Here is a 20396-nt window from a genome sequence, read left to right on the forward strand (position 1 = left end):
TCTAAGATCAGCGCTGCAATTCGGATTGACTTTTCGGGTCACTGATTTGACATTTCGGGACGTCCGACAGACCGGCCGTCCAAACTGGCCGTCCCGAAATACCTCAGATGTAGGTGCCGCCACCGGCGTTGATGATCGAGCCCACCAGGTAGCACTCGTCAGAGGCCAGATGGGACACCAGCGCCGCGTATTCCTCGCCCTTGCCCAGACGCCCCAGCGGCATGACCTGTTTGAATACGCTCAGTTGCTCGGGCGTTTGCTGTTCGAGGTAGCGCTCGAAGGCGGGGGTCTGTACGCCACCGGGGCAGATGGCATTGACCTGGACATTGGCGCCGGCTACCTCGTAGGCCACCGAACGGGTGAAGGCAATCACCGCGCCTTTGGTTGCCGAGTAGTGCGGGCTATGCGCACTCATGGCGGAAATACCGGCAATGCTGGCGATGTTGACGATCTTGCCGTAGCCCTGTGGCTCCATGCGCTGCAGGGCGGCGCGGGTGCAATAGAAGACGCCGTCGACGTTCACCGCCCAGAAGCGTTTCCACTCCCCATCGTCCATGTTGCGGGTGATCTCCAGCGACTGACGGGGCAGCGGCTGGGTCACCAGCGCGTAATGACGCTTGCGTCGCTCTTCATCATGGGGTTTATCCGGTACCAGGGCAGCATTGTTGACCAGGATGTGCAGCGTGCCGAAACGCGTGTCGATCTGCTCGAACATGGCGTTCACTTCAGCACTCGACGAGACATCGCAACGCAGCGCCAGGCACTGCGCGCCGCGCTCCTCGATCATGCCGCGCGTGGTTTCAAGCGCCTCTTCGTTGATATCGCAGATGACCACGCAGGCGCCTTCACTGGCCATGCGCAGGGCGATGGATTGACCCAACCCACCTGCGCCACCGGTAATCAAGGCAACTCGACCATTCATTTTCATGGGGAACACTCCGTCTTAGAGGAGGACGCAGTGTTGCCCAGATTTGCACATTAGCCTTGACTCGGCGGGACATCCAGCTGCGAAGCGGGCGAATCGCTGCCAACCTGTTTGCTGCGGCTTCGCCATGCTCGCGGCGAACAACCGAACTCAGCGTAGAACCAGCGAGTAAATGAAGTCGGAACCGCGTAACCGATCATCATGCCCACTCGCTGCAGGGAATAGTTTTTGTTTTCCATGTAACGCAACGCCAGTTCGCGACGTACAGCGTTGAGCAGCTCGGAAAAGGTCAGGCCGATCTCATCGAGTTCCCGTTGCAGGGTTCGCACGCTGACGCCTTTGGCATAGGCGACCTGATGGATGGTGGCGCGCCCGACCGGCATCAACAAATAGATGGCCTTGCGCACATCGAAAATCACCGAGGGTTCGCTGGCGCCTGCCATCGAATCCATGAACTGGCGGGCGTAGCCGGCCATCGTCGGGTCGGCTTGCGGATTGAGTTGATCAATATCCGCGGCATTACAGACGATGCCATCGAATTCGGCGTCGAACACCACCCGGCAACGAAAGAATCGCGCGTAGTCCTCCAGGCTTGCCGGTGCTTCATGGCTGAAATGAATGCTGCGCGGATGCCAGTGACTGCCCATGAGCGATTTGCAGGTGCGGTGCAGGATGCCGATGGCCAGTTCAGCGGCTTGACGCTTGGGTACGCCCGCCTCGGCCATGACTTCATCGCGGATCAGCACCGTGCTTCCCACCGTTTCCAGATTCATGGCCAGTGTCCGGTTGAGCAAGTGCCGATACTCGATGCTGGTGAGCAGCATGTCGCGCAGTGTGCGCTGATGACTGAACAGCAAGCTGATGGCGCCCAGGTCCGACAGTCGTCGGGCCTCTGCCATGCGCAGGCCAAAGGTCGGGCAGGATGAGCGAGCCGCAGAGGACTCCAGCAGCTTGAGCGCCGCCTCCAGCGGCAGCATGCATTCCGGGTCGTTCAGCATGACCGGCGTCAGGCCGACGCCACGCAGCATCTCGCCCGGATTCAGACCAAGGCCCTGGGCAACTTCTGTGTAGTTCTTGAGGGTTGCAGCCCGTACAAACGCTTCCATCGCCCCTCCTCCATTGATATCGACCGCATTTTGCGCAAGGCCTGCAATCGATTATATGGCACCGATTGAAAGCTCGCGCAACGAGTGCGCTATCAGTCATCTGCCCCTTGAACGGCCCCTGAAGCTCGCCCGGCATTGGCACGTAATGAAAGGTTTTTGGCATGTCATGAGAAGTTTTCACCTCCCGGCTGCCCCAAAGTACAAACCATGCACCCGCGGCACCCGCAGCTTCGGAAGAACAAAAAACCGACACCCACAACGGAGACACGCATGAATTTTCTCGACGGATCCCTATACCCCGAGCATCAGCCAAAGCTCGTCATCACCGCAGCCCCTTATGCTCCCTCATGGACACCTGCGGACTTCCCGGAAGAAATTCCAGTCACCATGGCAGATCAGGTTCAGATGGCGGTCGACTGCTATAACGCCGGCGCCACTGTACTCCACCTGCATGTGCGCGAACTGGATGGCAAGGGCTCCAAGAGACTGTCCAAGTTCAATGAACTGATCGCCGGCGTCCGCGAAGCGGTACCGGACATGATCATTCAGGTCGGCGGCTCGATTTCCTTCTCCCCGGAGGATGATGGCGATGTCGCCAAATGGCTCTCCGACGACACGCGTCACATGCTCGCCGAACTGACGCCCAAGCCCGATCAGGTGACGATTGCCATCAACAGTAATCAGATGAACGTCGTCGAGCAGATGTTGGAAGCTGACCTTGCCGGCACCAGCATGGGCTCGCCCGAGGGCTATCGCGCCTATCGCGAAATGACCATCCCGGCCGGCCCGGAATGGGTCGAGGAGCACATCAAGCGCTTATCGACCAATGGCATTCAGACCCAATTCCAGCTCGGCAATATCCCCTCGTTCGAAACCGTCGAGCGCATGATGCGCCGCGGTGTCTGCAATGTGCCGCTGATCCTGACCTGGGTGGCGATCGGTGGTGGCGCCGACGCCCCCAATCTCTACAACCTGGCGAACTTCGTGCGTGCTTGTCCGGATGGCTCCGTGCTGACACTGGAAACCTCCGTGCTGAATGTCCTGCCACTGAACGTGATGGCGATTGCCCTGGGGTTGCATGTGCGTTGCGGTACCGAGGACAACATCTGGACCCAGAGCCGTGATCGCAAGATGGGGTCCGTCGAGCAGATCGAGCAACTGGTACGCATTTCCAGGGAAATGGGTCGCGAAATCGCCAGCGCCAAAGAAGCCCGCGAGATCTACAAGATCGGCACGTTCTACAAGGACGCCGATGAGACCCTGGCCGAAAACGGTTTTGCGCCGAACCGCAAGCCCGGCCAGAAAGGCTTTACGCAATTCGGCTGAGTCAAAACTGCGGGGTGCGCGCTTCATGTACATGAGCGCGCCCCGCAAGTTTCGCTGCACCCAATTTACAAGAGCTGCGCAATGAACGCGGCCGTAACGAGAGGAGAGTCTTCGTGACTTCGCACGCCCCGATAGAAGTACCCGGTGACACCTGGCGACGTATCGCCCGACCCTACGCCTGGGTGGTCTTCGCCCTGACCTTCGGCCTGCTGCTGTCAGACTTCATGTCGCGGCAGGTGCTGACAGTCGTTTTCCCGCAGCTCAAGGCCGAATGGGGCCTCTCCGATTCCGAGCTGGGCGCGCTGTCCAGCGTCGTCGCCATCGCCGTCGGGGTGCTGGCGTTCCCGCTGTCGGTGGTCGCCGATCGCTTGGGGCGCATCCGCAGCCTTGTTCTTATGGCCGCTATCTGGAGCGTGGCCACGCTGATCTGTGGATTCGCCTCCAACTATCAAGAGATGTTCGTGGCGCGGTTCTTCATCGGCGTCGGCGAGGCAGCCTATGGCAGCGTCGGTCTTGCCGTGGTGCTGAGCATCTTCCCGCCGCAACAGCGGTCCACGGTCACCGGCGCATTTCTGGCCGGGAGCATGGTGGGTTCCGTGCTTGGCATCAGCCTGGGCGGAGTCCTCGCCACCCATTTCGGCTGGCGTGCATCCTTCGTTGGCATGGCGGTCTATGGCATGGCACTGACAGTGGTTTACGCGCTGGTGGTCAGGCCTGCTCGCCTCGAATCGCCTGTGCGTAACACGGGTTCGAGCAAGACCAGGGCTCATCCCCCCCTGCGTAGCCTGTTTTCCACGTCCTCGGTGCTGAGCGTCTATATCGGCAGTGGCCTGCAGTTGTTCACCATCGGCGCCCTGCTGACCTGGCTGCCCAGCTACCTGAATCGCTTCTACGACATGCCGCTGACCCAGGCCGGTGCAATCACCGCCATCTTCATGCTCTGCACGGCGGTCGGCATGCCACTGTGCGGTGCCGTTGCCGACCGCCTGTGCCAGGGTTCGCCAACCCGCAAAATCAGGTTGACCATGAGCTACTGCCTGCTCTGCAGCGCGCTGTTGACCGTGGCCTTTCAGCTGCCGGTGGGCATCCAGCAACTGGCCTTGATCGGCCTGGCCATGTTCTTCGGCGGTGGCATTGTCGGCCCCTGCGGCACCATGGTCGCCGACCTGACGCCGCCCGCCCTGCACAGCACCGCAATGGCGACCCTGGCCATTGCCAACAATCTGCTGGGCATGGCGCCGGGCCCCTTCGTCACCGGCTTGCTCGCCGATCGCATTGGCCTGGCCTCGGCCCTGCAACTGCTGCCATTGGCAGGCATTGCAGCCGCCCTGGCGCTGCTGGTGGGGGTTCGCAACTATCGCAATGATCTTGAACGCGTAAGCCTTCAGCCATGTACCCACCCACCAACAATAACTTCAAAAGCAGGTTGATCATGACCACAGCATTCACCCCCAGCCGTCCTTGGCAACAGAGTTACGACGCCCGCGTACCGACTGACATCAACCCCGATGCCTGGCCATCGGTGGTGGCGATGGCGCAAGAAGCCATGCAGCGGGATGCCAGCCGCACGGCCTTTCGCGGCTTCGGGCGTTCACTCAGTTATGCCGATGTCGACAGGCAGTCCTGCGCATTCGCTGCCTGGCTGCAGCATCAGGGCGTGCGTCGTGGCGATCGTATCGCGGTCATGCTGCCCAATATTGCGGCATTCCCCGTGGCAATGTTCGGTATCCTCCGAGCCGGCGGCGCCCAGGTCAATGTCAACCCGACTTACACCGCGCAAGAACTCGAACACCAGCTCAACGACGCCGGGGTCGAGACCATCGTCATCATCGCCAGTGCCCTGCCGACACTGGCAGCGATACTGAACCGCACGTCGATCAGAAAAGTCATCGCGGTACAGCCTGGCGACACGCTGGGCGAGCCCGTGGCCGTGCACGAGATCGACATCCAGGCATCGCCTGACCTGCCATTGACACGCTTCGTCGATGCCTTGCGCGAGGGCGGCACGCTGCCGTTTACACCCGTCGAGCTGACGGGCGATGACTTGCTCTTCCTGCAATACACCGGCGGTACCACCGGCCCCTCAAAAGGTGCCGCCCTGTCGCACCGCAACCTGATCGCCAACATCCTGCAGGCGCGCGCGTTTCTCCCTGACATGTTCGACACGGTCGGTGACAACGTGGTGGTCACGGCGCTTCCGCTGTTTCACGTGTTCGCGCTGACGATCAATCTGCTGATCTGCTTTTCGGCCGGGGCCGAGAATTGGCTAATCCCCGATGCGCGCAACAGTGATGATCTGGTCGACACGCTGATCAAGGCCCGGCCGACGCTGCTGACGGGGGTCAATACACTGTACGGCGCGCTGGTGCGCCATCCGCGCATCGGCGAGGTGGATTTCTCGCGCCTGCGTCTGGCCATTGGCGGTGGCGCCGCGGTGCTGCCGGCCACCTCGACGCAGTGGAAGACCATCACCGGCCAGGAAATCCTTGAAGGCTACGGCCTCTCCGAGACGTCAGCCATCCTGTGCCTGAACGTCATGGGACGCAGCAATTTCTCGGCCTCCGTGGGGTTGCCTTTGCCTTCGACCGACATCGTGTTGCTCAAGGACGATGATCAACCGGCCGCGCTCGGCGAGGCCGGGGAAATCTGCGCCAAAGGGCCGCAGATAATGTCCGGCTACTGGCAAAAGCCTACTGCCAACGCCAACGCGTTTACTGCCGATGGTTACTTCCGTACCGGCGACATCGGCATCTTTGCCGCGGATGGCTTGCTCAAGATCGTCGATCGCAAAAAGGACATGATCATTGTCTCGGGCTTCAACGTCTATCCCAACGAGGTGGAAGTGGTTGTCGCCAGTTGCACCGGTGTCAGCGAATGCGCCGTGATCGGAGTGCCGGATGAGCGCAGTGGTGAATCCGTGTGCCTGTACGTGGTCAAGGCCGCCAATGCCACGTTCGACGAAGCCAGTTTGATCGAGTACTGCCGCGCGCATTTAGTGGCCTACAAAGTGCCCCGCCAGGTGCGGTTCCTGGAGGCGTTGCCCAAGTCCACGGTGGGCAAGATCTTGCGCAGGGACTTGCGCGCACTCGCGACCTCGGGCAGTTCGACTGAAACGACAATGGCGGTTTGAGCGGCGCTACGACAAAGCCCGGTCAGCCGGGCAATGTCGTTCAGTGTAGGATCTGGCTTGTCCGGCGACCGCCGGGCTGGCTGATGGCGGCCCAACCCCGACCGCCATGCCGCCGTTATTGGGTGAGGAAGTCGTCGACGATCGCTTCCAGATCGTACTCGTGTTTCCAGCCCCACTCCCGCCGCGCGAAGTGGTCATCGATCGGCAGGCGTGTCACCTGGTCCATCAGTTTCTGGATATTTTCATCAACGTTGAACCCGAGCTGTGCTCCCGGAATCTTCGCGTTGATCAGGTCCACCAGCTCCTGGGCACTGGGCCGGGGGCTAGGGCCGATCACGGTGTAGTTCACCTGCTGAATCTGCTCTAACGGGGCCTGCGCCAGTTGCACGAATGCCCTTGCAGCATCGTGGACGTGAATGATGTCCATCCGCGTGCGTGGAGCAACGAAAATCGAGAATGGGCGGCCGTGTACGCTTTCCTCGATGGCCTTGTTGAACCACTGGACATAGCCTGGCGTGCGCGCTCCAGGTCCTATGACCGCGGGCAGGCGCAAGGTCCGGAAGTCCAGGCCGTGCACTCGTTTGTAGGTCAGTCCCATGTTTTCGGAGAACAACTTGGTGGAACCGTAGACGGTCGATGGATGCGTACAGCAGTTGTCGTCGATGGCATTCTGGTCGGCGGGTGATGGGGTCATCACGCCGATCGAGCTGGAGAAAATGACCTGGCGCACACCGAACAGCCGGGCGGACTCCAGTACATGGTAGGTACCCATGGCGTTGGCCTGGACGCATGCCTGCGGGGCACCTTCGCAAGCCACCGACATGAGGGCGCCAAGGTGGAATACCACGGCCGGACGGTGTTTCTCGAACACGCGCAGGACTGATTCAAAGTTGGAGAGATCGCAGCGGTCAAAATCGACGCCGGCTGGCAGGTCAGGCCGATTGGCGACGACGTCGGTTGCGACGATGTGCTTTGCGCCCTGGCTGGCCAGTTCCCGCACGACGCGTGCGCCCAGCATCCCGGCGGCGCCGGTGATCAGGATGGTGTCATTGAGCATGGTGTGTCCCCTAGATCGTGGAGCCGCCGTTGGCGCTGAGCACCTGGCCGACGAAGTAATGGCCATCGGAGGCGAGGTAGACCGCCAGCGAGGCATATTCCTCCAGCTTGCCCAGACGGCCCAGCGGGATCATCTGCAGCAGGTTGTTGCGCTTTTCCTCGGTGGCGTTGACCAGATAGGCCTCGAATTCCGGCGTGTGCACGCCGCCGCACGCGATGGCGTTGACGAAGATATTGGCACCCGCCACGTCCAGGGCAGTGGTCTTGGTCAAGCTGATGACGCCGGCCTTGGTGGCCGAGTAACCCGGACTGTGCATGCTGGCCGTGCCTAGCCCGGCCACCGACGCGATGTTGATGATCTTGCCCGAGCGTTGCGGCTCCATGAACCGCAATGCCGCGCGGGTGCAATAGAACACGCCATGCATGTTGACGCCCCACCACTTGAGCCAGTCGTCATCCGACAGCGACGACACGATGCCCACCGACTGCCGCGGCATGGGCGTCGATACGTACGCATAGTGCTTGTTGCGCCGTTCGGCTTCCGCCGCCGTGGTGGGAATGCGTGCCGCGTTGTTGACCAGGATGTCCACCGTGCCGAAGCGCTCGCCGGCCTGCGCAAACATTGCGTCGACGGCCTCGCTGTCCGAGACGTCGCAACGCAGCGCAAGGCACTCGGCGCCCAACGCTGCCACCGCGGCGCGTGTGCTTTCAAGCGTGACGGTGTCGATATCGCAGATCACCAGGCTTGCGCCTTCACGGGCCATGGCCTGCGCGATGTTGGCACCCAGTCCCTTGCCTGCGCCCGTGACGAGCGCGATTTTTCCTTGCAGCTTCAAGTCGGTTTTACGTACTTCGTTCATGTCCGTTCTCCTTAATATGTTGAGTACCTACGCCTTGGCATCAGGCCTGCAAATTATTGGACGTGGAGTCGGATCCTGATTAGCATTCCGGGACATCAATTTGACTTTTCGAGACGCTGGTCATAAACCTTATGTCTAGATTGGTACGCGCCGCCTGCCTGACGAACTACGTCGAGATTGCCCGCTCGGGTGGCCTCGACCCCTATCGCCTGCTGAGCGAAGCCGGCCTGCCACGTGCGGCGGTGGAGGATTCTCAACTACGGATTTCGGCCGAATCGGCTTGCCGACTGCTGGAACGCTCGGCAGCGCTGTCGGGCCAGGCGGCTTTCGGCCTGCTGATGGCTGAGGGCCGCCGCATCTCCAACTTCGGCCTGCTGGGACTGCTGATGCGCGAGGAGCCCAACCTGCGCCTGGCCCTGCAGTCCATGGCGAGCTATGGGCCCATTCACAACGAAGCAATAGTGCATCGCATCGAGGAATCCGATGGCGTCGCCATCATTCATGAGGAACTGCTCACGGGCAGTTCCGGATCGGTGCGCCAGGCCACCGAAATGGGACTGGCCATGGTGATGCGGCTGTTGCGTTTCTTCCTGGGCTCCCATTGGAAGGCGCGCCACATCTGCTTTGTCCACACCGCGCCGGCCGATCTGTCGGTGCACCGTCGGGTGCTGGGTCAGACGCCGGAGTTCAATCACGACTTCAACGGCATCGTCTGCACCAGCGCCGACCTGGACACGCCCATCGCGTCGGCCGATCCGGTCATGGCGACCTACATCCGCCAACAGCTTCAGCGCGACACGGATGCATCGCTCAGAATCACCAACGAGGTGCGCAAGATGGCGCTGATTCTGATGCCACAGGGCCGCTGTACCGTCGACGAAGTTTCCCGGCTCATGGGCATCACGCGTCGCACGCTCCACCGCCAGCTATCTGACGAAGAAAGCACGTTCAGCGACCTGCTGTTCGCAATCCGTCACGAATTGGCATCGCGCTACGTCGACGACAAGCGCCGATCCTTGACTGAGGTCTCGCAGCTGCTCGGCTTCGCCGACCTCAGCTCGTTCTCGCGCTGGCACAAGGGTGCGTTTGGAATCTCCGCTGCGGCGATGCGCTCAGTCGCAAAGCGAAAAGTCCAAGCGACTTAAGCAGCTATTTGTTGCGCGAAACAGGCTGCACACTTTTTCGCAGATCGCGTCGCGGTTTCCACGCGACCAATGTCCCGCATTGCCAAATCCGCGTCCCTGAATGTCAAGGTGTGATCGGTTCGACCACGGACAATATCGGTCATGTGCCGAAGTTCGGCAGATCCCGCTCAGGAGAACCACGATGAACACCGTAAACCGCCAGATCCTGCTCGTTCGCCTGCCCACAGGCGCACTGACGCCCGACTGCTTCCAACTCGAGCGCGCCGCCATGCCCCAACCGAAGGCAGGCGAAGTGCTGGTGAAGTCACTCTACATCCCGATCGACGCGGCCGTGCGGGCCATGATGCAGGGCGCGACTTACCGGGACGGGCTCGGGGCCGGAACGGTGATGATCGGCCGTGCAATTGGCGAAGTGATCGAGTCGCGCCATGGGGATTTCAAGGTGGGTGACCTGGTGCACGGCGAGCTCGGGTGGCGGGAGTATGCCGCACTGCCCGGGCAAGCGCTGGTCAAGCAGCCCGCCGACATTGCGCCGTCTCACCTGCTGAGCCTCTATGGCATCAGCGGCCTGACCGGGTATTTCGGTGTGCTGGAAGCGGGTCAGGCCAAGCCTGGGGAAACGGTGGTGATTTCGTCGGCGGCGGGTGCGGTGGGCGTGCATGCCGGCCAGGTCGCCAAGATTACCGGTTGCCGCACCATCGGCATCGCGGGCTCCGACGAGAAGTGCCGTTGGTTGACCGAAGAGCTGGGCTTCGACGCCGCGGTCAACTACAAGTCCGGCCAGTTCGCCGAGAACCTCAAGGCAGCCTGTCCGGACGGCATTGACGTCTACTTCGACAACGTGGGCGGCACCATCCTCGAGACGGCGCTTTCACTGATGAATCTGCATGGCCGCATCGCGTGCTGCGGCATCACGTCCATCTATGACTCGGCGCAGCCGGCGCAGGGGCTGCGCGGGGTGCCGTTCCAACTGGTGGTCAAGCAGCTGACGATGCGCGGCTTCCGGGTCGGCGCGTTTTCGGCCAAACACCCCGAGGCGCTGGCCCGGATGCAAGCCTGGGCCGCCGAGGGCCGCCTCAAGGCCATCGAGGACATCGTCGATGGCTTCGAGAATCTGCCCGCGGCGCTGATCGGCCTGCTCAACGGTGACAATCGGGGTAAACGCATAGTGCGCGTCGCCTGAGCCCGGGCACGCCAAAAGTGGCCGGGCCGCAGCGACATCCCGCCCGGCCCACCCTATCAACCCCAGAAAAAGGGCAACCAGCCATGTACCCTGCCTTCAAGCACGCCATCGGCTCCAACCATCTCGACAGCGCCGCCGTGCCATCGCGGCTCTACGCGTGGGTCGTATTCGCGCTCACGTTCGGATTGATGCTGTCCGATTACCTGTCGCGCCAGGTCATCGGCGCCATCTTCCCCGCCCTCAAGGCCGAATGGGTGCTATCGGATTCGCAACTCGGGATTCTGGTGAGCGTGGTCTCGCTGACCGTTGGTTTGCTGACCGTGCCGCTGTCGCTGCTGGCTGACCGTTGGGGAAGGGTAAGGAGCATCACGCTGATGGCCTTCGTCTGGTGTATCGCGACCATTATCTGCGGCCTGGCGCAAAACTATGCGCAGCTGGCGTCGGCGCGGGCCTTTGTGGGCTTGGGCGAGGCGGCATATGCGGGCGTCGGCGGCGCGTTGCTGGCCCATGTCTTTCCCGCCAGGCAGCGCGCCGCGGTGCTTGGCGCCTTTCTTTCGGCGGCCTTGTTCGGTTCGGTACTTGGCGTGGTCATCGGCGGTGTCGTGGCCGCCGAATTCGGCTGGCGCATGGCGTTCTTCGTGGTCGGCGTACCGGGCCTGCTGCTGGCCACGATCTATCCCTTCGTCGTCCGCGACTACAAGGCACCTGCGTTGACCGTCCAGAATGAGGAAACCGCCGGGCCCCTCGGATGGGGCATCAAACAGGTGGTCCGCGAAGTCTTTGCCACCCGCTCGGGCAACCTCACCTTCATCGCCAGCGGGCTGCAAATGGCAATGCCGGTGATCCTCGTGACCTGGCTGCCGACCTACCTCGTGCGCTACTACGACATGGACATGAAGAAAGCCGCGTTACTGACTGCGGTGGCCGTCATAGCGTCAGGTGTCGGCATGATCGTTGGCGGCGGCCTGGCGGACCGGTTGAGCGCCGGCCAACCGCGCCGCCGGGCGCTGGTGCCGGCCACCTATTCGGTGCTGATGGCGCTGATCCTGATGGTCGGGTTCGGCCTGCCACCCGGACCGGTGGCGCTGGTCCTGATCTTCATCGGCGCAGTGTTCGCGGCTGCACAGGCGGGCTGCGCCGCCGCGATCGTGTGCGACGTCACCCACCCAGGCGTGCGCTCGACGGTCACGGCGATGATGGTCTTGGGCAACAACCTCATCGGCCAGGCGCCGGGGCCCGTCATCGTCGGCATGCTGTCGGATGCTTTCGACCTCAAGCTCGCGTTGACCCTGGTATCGGCGTTGTCGTTGGCCGCAGCGGGATTCTTCTTCCTCGCCTCCCGCACCTACGAAGCAGACGCGGCACGCAGTCGGGCAAGATGCGCTGCCGGCTGATGGCATAGGCCTTTGTCATCAATTGATAGGTGTCTGGCATCAAATGAGAAGTTCTCGGGCAACCATCGCACTAGAGTCAATCAACTGCCGCATTGGCATCTGCCCGTTCCTGCTTCCTGATGGCATCGCCTGCTAGGACTTCACTCCATGAGCTCGATCGTTCTCGTCAACATTCACACTCGCGCGCTTGAACTGGCGCCGGGTTTTTTCGTCAGCGTGATCGTTGCCACCGCGGCGACCTTCCTCTCCGAGCACTACGGTGCACCGGTGATGCTGTTCGCCTTGCTGCTCGGTATTGCGATGAATTTTCTATCCGCCGATGGCAAGTGCAAGGCCGGTATAGAGTTCACCGCGCGCGCTGTTTTGCGCCTCGGCGTAGCCCTGCTCGGGATGCGTATCACCCTGGAGCAGATTGCCACGCTGGGCTGGAAGCCGGTGGCCCTGGTGGTGGTCGTCGTAGCGGCGACCATTGCCGTGTCGGTGGTGGCGGCCAAGGTCTTGGGCTTCAAACGCATCTTCGGCATGCTCACCGGGGGTGCCACGGCTATCTGCGGCGCCTCGGCGGCACTGGCCCTGGCTGCCGCCCTGCCCAACCATCCGCAAAAGGAACGCGCGACCCTATTCACCGTGATCGGCGTGTCGGCATTGTCCACCGTGGCGATGATCCTCTATCCGATGATCGCGAACTGGTTTGCCTTGTCGCCGCAAGAGGCCGGTGTGTTCCTCGGCGCTACCATCCATGACGTCGCCCAGGTGGTCGGCGCCGGCTACAGCATGTCCACCGAGACCGGCGACACCGCCACCGTGGTCAAGCTGATGCGGGTGGCCATGCTCCTGCCCGTCATCCTTTGCGCCACGCTGATCACGCGTATGCAGGGTGCGGACCCCACCGGCAAGCGTCCCCCGCTGCTACCGATGTTCGCCGTCGGCTTCCTGGTCCTGGCCTGTATCAACAGCACCGGCTGGATAGCGCCGGCGGTGCAGGGCTTCGTCAACGAGCTGTCGCGTTGGTGCCTGGTGATCTCCATCAGTGCCCTGGGTATGAAGACCCAGCTCAAGGAGCTCGCCACGATCGGCATCAAGCCCATCCTTTTGATGGTGGGCGAGACCCTGTTTCTCGTTGGCCTGGTGCTGCTTTTGCTGCATTGGGGATTCTAAAGCGCGGGTCTGCGAAGGCCGGTGTGGCCTTCGCATCCGAACGAAGAGTGACGTGATGAATTCAATAAGTGCCTTGTACCGGACCGTCGCTGGCCAGCTTCTGCGCTTCTTCGATGAGTATCGGGGCGCCCAGCGCCATGCTGTGGATGCCCAGAATCGAAGTCAACTGCAGCACCGCCAGTATTTCCTCGACGCTGACGCCAATTTCCAGTGCCTTGCGGATGTGGCGACGCACACCCGGGGCATACAGATGCGTGCAGGAGGCATCGACGGCGATGGCGATCAGTTCGAACGTCTTGGGGTCAAGAACTCCCTTGCGTATCGGGTGGGTGGCCATGCCGAGAAACTTTTCCGTCCACTGGGCATCCAGCTCGGCCAGCGAGTCCCAGGCGGTATTCCAGCTGCCAGCATCACGCATGGCATCACAGGTAGGGGTGTCAGCTTGGGTCTGGTCTTCATTCATCTGCAGTTCCTCGAGGGTCAATGGTTGCTTTCAACTCTAAGCGTGCCGATGCCATCTGTATTGACTGTAGGGGGCACCGGCATGACATCTCGGGACACGTGCAACGCAGGGGTAAATGCTCAATGAAAGGTCTAGTTCGCAGTGCCAGCCTCACCCACTACGCGGAAATCGCCCGCTCGTTGAACGTTGACCCCTTGCAGCAATTGCGCCTTGTCGGTCTTGATCCGCGCTGCTTGCTACAGCCGGACCTGAAAATTTCCGTTGAAGCAGCGGCACGGTTGCTGGACAGTACGGCGCGTGCGGCCGGCGTGGAAGATTTCGGCTTGCGCCTGGCAGAGAGTCGCGATGTCTCCAATCTCGGCCCCCTGGCCTTGTTATGGCGCGAACCCACCCTGCGTACAGCGTTAGTGGCGCTCCAGGAGTTTCTCTACCTGCACAATCAGGGTCTGGTATTGGATATCGAGGAGAGTGGCGGCGTGGTGGTGCTACGGCTAGAGCTGGTAACAGTCTTCCAGTTGTCTGTGCGCCAGTCGGTGGAGTTGGCAGTAGCGGTGACCCACCGACTGCTCAAGTCCTTGCTGGGAAACCACTGGCATCCTTCAGTGGTCTGTTTCCGTCACTGCGCTGCGCGGGACGATAGCCGGCACCATCGCGTGTTCGGCACCCCGGTGCAATTCAACTGCCTGATGGATGGCATCATCTGCCGCAGCAGCGACCTCGACAGGCCCCTGCCCAGTGCCGATCCGGAAATGGCCCGCCACGTTAATCAGTACTTGAAAAGTATTCGCGAAGATTCCAGGACGGCCCTGCTGGGACAGGTGCATCAGATGATCTGGACCCTGTTGCCCACTGGACGCTGCTCGGTGGAGCAGGTGGCGGCCCACCTGGGACGTGACAGACGCACGCTCCATCGGCAATTGACACGCGAAGGCGAGACCTTTTCTTCGCTGCTGGATCAGGTACGCACGGAGCTGGCGACGCGGTACCTGGCCAACCCCCACCAGCCCTTGAGCGAGATTGCCGGCGTGCTGGGCTTTTCCGAACTAAGTGCCTTCTCCCGCTGGTTCAGCCGGCTCTTCGCATGCAGTCCATCGTCCTGGAGAACTCAGCCCTCGCCGATAGCCTCCAGAAAACAGCCGGCTCAGTTGTTCAATTAGAGGATGCCTGGCAAGTAGGCATGACCCCCACTGCTTCCGGTGTCACTTCACCGTCTCTTCACTGATATTAAGCACCAGGGCTATCGGCTTCCTCGACAGTTTGTGCGCCAGCAACTTTGGCACTCGTACATGTCCGTCTATCAGACACCGTAGACACGAAAACGCGCACCCAACAAAAAGGGCTTACCGCGAAAACGGTAAGCCCTTGATATGTATGGTGCCGAAGCCGGAATCGAACCCTGCGCTTTGTCGCTGAAAATAAAGGAAATTTTTAAGTTCGAAAATTTCTGTACCTCTATGTGTACCCTCATTGAGGTTCCAATGATACGACTGGAACGCAGTGGGGCGCCGCGTAGACGAAAATATCCCGGGTGTTTTTTTCGTTCCTCGTGGAATTCAGTCAAACTCCATGGAGCAATATTTGGAGCGGGAAACGAGACACGCAGATTCAGCTCGAGAGGCGTCAGTAATGCAACTCCCCTCTCCCCTAGCACCAACCGTTTAATTCAAAACTTGCTGATGGAGCTGCAAGTGGTGAGGGGCGGCGATCGGTCAGAAGAGGACGAGTGCAAAACCTGCCCTCGACGCTTCGCCGGGACTGCACAGTACGATCCCCACCAACCCTACGGCCGCCAGCAAGCTGCCAACCAACTGAGGCTGACCCACGCACTCGTTTGTTGCGTGTAGTGATTCCGGATAGTCACGATGCATTGGGCCGATTTAGAAATCTGCGTCAAGCAACAAACTGTCTGGGTGAAAGCCGGCAGCAAGAAGTGCTCGAGCAACACAAACCCTGTCCGAACCGTTTGATGGGTCTGGCCAGGGGTCTCATTCAGTTAGCGAAGATTTTTGCCTTTAATGCCCCCGCTGAATTGGCGTCGTTCGATCAATCTCGGCGTCCCGTCATTTAAAGTGCGCCGAGAATAACGCGCTGCCTGCCCGGGAAGCGAGCCGTTCAGTGCCCGGTGGCTTGCCAGCCGCCCCCCAGGCTCTGGATCAGCGCGACACTGCCCTGACTGAGCTGGCCCTGGGTGTCCCGCAGGTTCTGCTCGGCTTGCAGCAACACCAGTTGCTGGGTCAGCACCGCCTCTTGGCTAACGGTGCCAGCGCGTAACTGCGCCTCCTGACTACCGAACAGTTGCTGGTTGCGCTGATAAACCTGCTGGAAGGCGTCGGCCTGGGTTTGCAGGTGGTTGATGGCCGAGAGGTTGTCTTCAACGTTCTGCAAGGCGCTAAGCACAGTGCCGCGGTAATTGGCGGCGATTTGGTCGTAGCTGGCCTCGGCCTGTTTGACCGCTGCCTCGCGGGCGCCGCCGTCGAACAGGGTTTCGGCCAATGCAGGGCCCAGGGTCCAGATGAGATTGGGCAAGGAGAACAAGCCGCCCAGGGCGCTGCCGCGATAGCCGAGCTGGGCGGTGAGGTCCAGGGAGGGAAAGAATGCGGCTTCGGCGACGCCGATTTTCGCGTTGGCCGCCGCCGCCGAGCGTTCGGCAGCCACCACATCAGGGCGGCGCTGGAGCAGGGTCGAAGGCAAGGTCAGCGGTGGCCGAGGCAGGACGAAGGTGAAGTCATTTCGAGATGCTACTGCAAACTCGCTCGGTGCCACGCCCACCAACACCGCCAAGGCATGTTCATATTGCTCGCGATCGCGCAGCGAGGTCTGCAGATCGGCAATCGAGGTAGTCAGTTGGTCCTGGGCTACCAGCAGTTGGTCGTTGGTGGCGACACCCTGGGTGTACTGGGTCTGGATCATGTCCAGCAGCTGCTGGTTGATCTTCTGTTGCTGTTGCAACAGCCGCACGTCGATATCCATCTGTCGCAGCGCGAGGTAGTTACTGGCGACGCTGGAGCTGATGGACAGCCGCACCCCAGCCAGCAAGGCATCGGATTGCTGGGCCGTCGCTTGGCTCGACTCGATGCTACGACGTACCTCGCCCCAAAGGTCCGGCTCCCAACTGGCGGTCAAGGTGGCGCTGACGCTGTTCTTGACCCCGCTTGAGGTGGTGCTGGTGCTGGTGGTGCTATCGCCACCCTCCCCCCGCGAACCCGACAAGCCAACGCCAACCGTCGGCCACAGCCCGGCCCGACTCGACGCCACCTGCGTCTTGGCCAACCGATAAGCCGCTTCAGCAGCAATGATCGACTGGTTGGCCTTGGCCGAGCGCGCCACAAGGTCGTTCAACACCGGGTCCTGATAAGCCAGCCACCACTGGCTGTCCAACGCGCCTTGAGGATTGGCCGCCGCCCGCTGCCACTGCGCGCCTTCCTTGAACGACTGCGGCAACTCCATTGCAGGCTTCTGGTAGTCAGGTCCGACCATGCAGCCACCGAGTACCAGGCTGATGAACAGCACGCTGTATTTCAGTTTCATAACCTTGCTTCCTTACGCCGCCCCAGGCGCTGGGACGCCCGGTCGAGCCACAGGTAGATCACTGGAGTGGTGTACAGCGTCAGCACCTGGCTGAGCAACAAACCACCAATAATCGAAATACCCAAAGGCCGGCGCAACTCCGAGCCGTAGCCGGTGCCCAGCACCAGTGGCAATGCGCCGAGAATGGCCGCCAGGGTGGTCATCATGATTGGCCGGAAACGAATCAGGCAGGCGCGGCGAATCGCTTCCTTGGCCGCCAGTCCGAACTCCCGGCGCTCGGTGATGGCGAAGTCGATCATCATGATTGCGTTCTTCTTCACGATACCAATCAGCAGAATCACCCCCACCAGCGCAATGATCGACAACTCGGTGCCCGTCAGCAGCAAGGCGATCAACGCGCCCACACCGGCCGAGGGCAAGGTCGAGAGGATGGTCAGTGGGTGCATCAGGTTTTCGTAGAGGATGCCCAGCACGATATACACCGACAGCAGCGCAGCGACGATCAGCAACGGCTCGCTGGCCACCGACGACTGGAACACCTGGGCGGTTCCGGCAAACTGGCCGACCACACTGGCAGGCATGCGCAACTGCTTCACGGCGTCGTCCACCAGCGCGGTAGCCTGGCCGATGGAGGTGCCAGGGGCCAGGTTGAACGATACGGTCACCGCTGGAAAGGTGCCTTGGTGGCTGATGGAGATCGCCGTGCGTGCCACCGAGTTATCGGCAATCGCCGACAATGGCACCAGGGTTGTCTGGATGGCCAGGTTGGGGGCTGGCGTACTGCCTTTGGTGGTCACCACGGTGCCCGTCGGCACGTAAGTACCCTTGAGCGCCGAGGGATCGGTCCAGTACTGTGGGGCGATTTCCATCACCACGTGATACTGGTTGGCGGCGCGGTAAAGGGTCGCGACCTGCCGCTGGCCGAATGCGTCGTACAGCGTCTGGTCCGCCGCCGAGATACTGACCCCGAGCCGCGCCGCCGTATCCCGATTGATCGTCACATTGGCCAGCAGGCTATTGTCCTGCTGGTCGGTATTGAGGTCTGTGATTTGCGGCAACTTGCGCAATACCTCCACCACTTTGGGCACCCACTCGTCCAGGGATTCCTGGTCATCGGCGGTCAGGGTGTATTGGTACAGCGCGCCACTTTGCCGGCCGCCAACCGTGATGTCCTGTGCCGATTGCAGGTACAGTTTGGTCCCCGGCAGGTCGCCGAGGGTGTGGCGGATTTGCCCGATCACGTCGGTGGCGCTGTTCTTGCGATCGGCCAGTGGCTTGAGCAACACAAACAGCCGCGCACTGTTGACCGCCCCGCCACCACCACCCCCGCCGCCGACAAAGCCGGCGGTGTTTTCAATATTGGGGTTTTGCATCACCTTGCGGTTAATCTCAGTGAAGTCCTTCTGCATCGCCCCATAGGAAATGCTCTGGTTCGCGAGGATGCTGCCCTGCAGGCGGCCGGTGTCTTCCTGGGGAAAGAAGCCCTTGGGCACCAGCACGTACAGCACCCCGGCGAGGACGATCACCAGCACTGTCACCAGGCCCATCAGCAGCGTGTGGTCGATGACCCAGCCTAGGGTGCGGTCATAGAAGCGGTGAAAGCGTGAGTCCGGGTGTTCGTTGCCCTCGCGGATTTCCTTCGGTGCCCGCAGCAATACGCTGGCCAGCATCGGTGTCACCGTCAGGGAAATCAGCATCGAAATCACGATGGCCGTCGACAGCGTCACCGAAAACTCACGGAACAACCGCCCGACAATCCCGCCCATCAAGAGCAGGGGAATAAACACCGCCACCAGGGACACACTGATGGTCAACACCGTGAAACCCACTTCCTGCACCCCGGCCATTGCGGCTTCCACCCGGGTCTTGCCGCGCTCCAGGTGGCGCATGATGTTTTCCACCACCACGATGGCATCGTCCACCACAAAACCGGTGGAAATGGTCAGCGCCATAAGCGACAGGTTGTTCAGGCTATAGCCAAGGAAATACATGGCGCCGAAGGTCCCGAGCAACGACAGCGGCACCACGATCGCCGGCACCAGGGTGCTGCGCCAGTCACGGAAGAAGCCGAACGTCACTAGGGTCACCAATAGGATCGACACCAACAATGTCACCTCGACGTCGTGCAGAGACGCGCGAATGGTGGTGGTGCGATCCATCAGCAGGTTGAGCTTGATGGACGCCGGGATCGAGTTTTGCAGGAACGGCAGCGAGGCCTTCACCGCGTCCACCGTCTCGATCACGTTGGCCCCCGGCTGCTTGAACACCACCAACAGCACCGCGGGCTTGCCGTTGGACAGGCCGAAGTTGCGCAGGTCCTGGACGTCCTCGCGCACGTAGCCAAGGTCGGCTATGCGGATTAGGTCACCGTTGTGCTCCTTGACCACCAGCGGCCCGTAGTCCTCAGTGTTGAGCAGTTGATCATTTGCGCCGATGCCATAGGACTGGTCACCGATGACCACCGAGCCCTTGGGCAGGTTGACGTTCGAGGCGCTGATCACCTGGCGCACCTGTTCCAGGCTGACGCCGTACTGGTTGAGCCGGTCCGGGTTCAGTTCCACCCGCACCGCCGGCAATGCGCCGCCGCCCACGGTGACGTCGCCTACCCCGGTGGTTTGCAACAGCCGTTGCTCCAGCAAGGTCGAGGCCACGTCATACATCTGCCCCGGCGTGGCGCTGTCGGAGGTCAGGCTGATAATCAGGATCGGCGAATCGGCCGGGTTGACCTTGCGGTAAGTCGGGTTGCCGGACAGGTCGCTGGGCAGGTTACTGCGGGCGGCGTTGATTGCCGCCTGCACATCCCGGGCGGCGCCGTCGATATCGCGGTTCAAGTCGAACTGCAAGATGATGTTGGCCGAGCCCAGGCTGCTGGATGAGGTCATTTGCGTGACCCCGGCTATCTGCCCGAACTCTCGCTCCAGAGGCGTGGCCACGGAACTGGCGACAGTGGTTGGATCGGCACCGGGCAGCGAGGCACTGACGCTGATGGTCGGGAAGTCCACCTCCGGCAGCGGCGCCACCGGCAACAGCATGAACGCCAGCGCCCCAAACAGCGCCAGCCCTGCCGCCAGTAACGTGGTGGCGATGGGACGCTTGATAAACGGCGCGCCGAGGTTCATCGC

At 61.5% G+C, this 20396-nt stretch carries 15 protein-coding genes and 1 pseudogene; 8 read left to right on the forward strand and 8 right to left on the reverse strand.

Going from position 1 to position 20396, the window contains the following annotated elements:
• Positions 1 to 103: 103 nt before the first annotated feature.
• Together ACA041_RS16900 and ACA041_RS16905 are read right to left on the reverse strand one after the other, a co-directional pair.
• Positions 104 to 928 carry an SDR family NAD(P)-dependent oxidoreductase gene (locus ACA041_RS16900; protein ID WP_497434208.1) on the reverse strand — a complete coding sequence of 275 codons (825 nt, stop codon included), beginning with the start codon at positions 926 to 928 and terminating at the stop codon, positions 104 to 106.
• Between the two features lie 50 nt (positions 929 to 978).
• Positions 979 to 2031 (reverse strand): AraC family transcriptional regulator, encoded by a 1053-nt coding sequence (locus ACA041_RS16905; protein ID WP_497434214.1) that lies wholly within the window; start codon positions 2029 to 2031, stop codon positions 979 to 981.
• A 270-nt stretch (positions 2032 to 2301) separates the two neighbouring features.
• Here ACA041_RS16905 and ACA041_RS16910 point away from each other — a divergent pair, with 270 nt between their 5' ends.
• From ACA041_RS16910 to ACA041_RS16920, 3 genes are all read left to right on the forward strand, one after another.
• A complete protein-coding gene (locus tag ACA041_RS16910; protein ID WP_497434219.1) occupies positions 2302 to 3357 on the forward strand; it encodes a beta-keto acid cleavage family enzyme in 1056 nt (351 codons plus the stop codon).
• Positions 3358 to 3470: 113 nt separating this feature from the next.
• On the forward strand, positions 3471 to 4787 hold the full coding sequence (locus ACA041_RS16915) for an MFS transporter (RefSeq protein ID WP_497434223.1): 1317 nt from the start codon (positions 3471 to 3473) through the stop codon (positions 4785 to 4787).
• Between the two features lie 2 nt (positions 4788 to 4789).
• On the forward strand, positions 4790 to 6487 hold the full coding sequence (locus tag ACA041_RS16920; protein ID WP_497434227.1) for an AMP-binding protein: 1698 nt from the start codon (positions 4790 to 4792) through the stop codon (positions 6485 to 6487).
• Between the two features lie 115 nt (positions 6488 to 6602).
• Here ACA041_RS16920 and ACA041_RS16925 read toward each other — a convergent pair whose 3' ends face one another.
• Both ACA041_RS16925 and ACA041_RS16930 read right to left on the reverse strand, forming a co-directional pair.
• Positions 6603 to 7544 carry an NAD-dependent epimerase/dehydratase family protein gene (locus ACA041_RS16925; RefSeq protein WP_497434232.1) on the reverse strand — a complete coding sequence of 314 codons (942 nt, stop codon included), beginning with the start codon at positions 7542 to 7544 and terminating at the stop codon, positions 6603 to 6605.
• 10 nt (positions 7545 to 7554) lie between these two features.
• Positions 7555 to 8403 (reverse strand): SDR family NAD(P)-dependent oxidoreductase, encoded by an 849-nt coding sequence (locus ACA041_RS16930; RefSeq protein WP_497434238.1) that lies wholly within the window; start codon positions 8401 to 8403, stop codon positions 7555 to 7557.
• 131 nt (positions 8404 to 8534) lie between these two features.
• Between ACA041_RS16930 and ACA041_RS16935 the strand changes: the two genes are divergently transcribed.
• From ACA041_RS16935 to ACA041_RS16950, 4 genes are all read left to right on the forward strand, one after another.
• Entirely contained in the window at positions 8535 to 9548 is a 1014-nt protein-coding gene (locus tag ACA041_RS16935) for an AraC family transcriptional regulator (RefSeq protein ID WP_497434241.1), read from the forward strand.
• A gap of 181 nt (positions 9549 to 9729) precedes the next feature.
• Entirely contained in the window at positions 9730 to 10731 is a 1002-nt protein-coding gene (locus ACA041_RS16940; RefSeq protein ID WP_497434247.1) for an NADP-dependent oxidoreductase, read from the forward strand.
• 83 nt (positions 10732 to 10814) lie between these two features.
• Positions 10815 to 12125: an MFS transporter gene (locus ACA041_RS16945; RefSeq protein ID WP_497434250.1), complete on the forward strand. Its 1311-nt coding sequence runs from the start codon at positions 10815 to 10817 to the stop codon at positions 12123 to 12125.
• A gap of 147 nt (positions 12126 to 12272) precedes the next feature.
• Positions 12273 to 13283 carry a YeiH family protein gene (locus ACA041_RS16950; protein ID WP_497434253.1) on the forward strand — a complete coding sequence of 337 codons (1011 nt, stop codon included), beginning with the start codon at positions 12273 to 12275 and terminating at the stop codon, positions 13281 to 13283.
• A gap of 61 nt (positions 13284 to 13344) precedes the next feature.
• On the opposite strand, the gene ACA041_RS16955 is transcribed toward ACA041_RS16950, so the two are convergent.
• On the reverse strand, positions 13345 to 13746 hold the full coding sequence (locus tag ACA041_RS16955) for a carboxymuconolactone decarboxylase family protein (protein ID WP_497434259.1): 402 nt from the start codon (positions 13744 to 13746) through the stop codon (positions 13345 to 13347).
• A gap of 122 nt (positions 13747 to 13868) precedes the next feature.
• Between ACA041_RS16955 and ACA041_RS16960 the strand changes: the two genes are divergently transcribed.
• Positions 13869 to 14903 (forward strand): AraC family transcriptional regulator, encoded by a 1035-nt coding sequence (locus ACA041_RS16960; protein ID WP_497434264.1) that lies wholly within the window; start codon positions 13869 to 13871, stop codon positions 14901 to 14903.
• A gap of 743 nt (positions 14904 to 15646) precedes the next feature.
• On the opposite strand, the pseudogene ACA041_RS16965 reads toward ACA041_RS16960, so the two are convergent.
• The 3 genes and pseudogenes from ACA041_RS16965 to ACA041_RS16975 all read right to left on the reverse strand — a co-directional run.
• A pseudogene (locus ACA041_RS16965) lies at positions 15647 to 15793 on the reverse strand (GlxA family transcriptional regulator); the annotation flags it as partial.
• A gap of 65 nt (positions 15794 to 15858) precedes the next feature.
• Positions 15859 to 17274 (reverse strand): efflux transporter outer membrane subunit, encoded by a 1416-nt coding sequence (locus tag ACA041_RS16970; RefSeq protein ID WP_497434268.1) that lies wholly within the window; start codon positions 17272 to 17274, stop codon positions 15859 to 15861.
• The gene (locus tag ACA041_RS16975) at positions 17271 to 20393 is read right to left on the reverse strand and encodes an efflux RND transporter permease subunit (RefSeq protein ID WP_497442097.1); all 3123 of its coding nucleotides are present in this window, start codon (positions 20391 to 20393) and stop codon (positions 17271 to 17273) included. The genes ACA041_RS16970 and ACA041_RS16975 overlap by 4 nt, the downstream gene beginning before the upstream one ends.
• Between the last annotated feature and the right edge of the window lie 3 nt (positions 20394 to 20396).

It is taken from the genome of Pseudomonas sp. LBUM1676 (assembly GCF_059695605.1).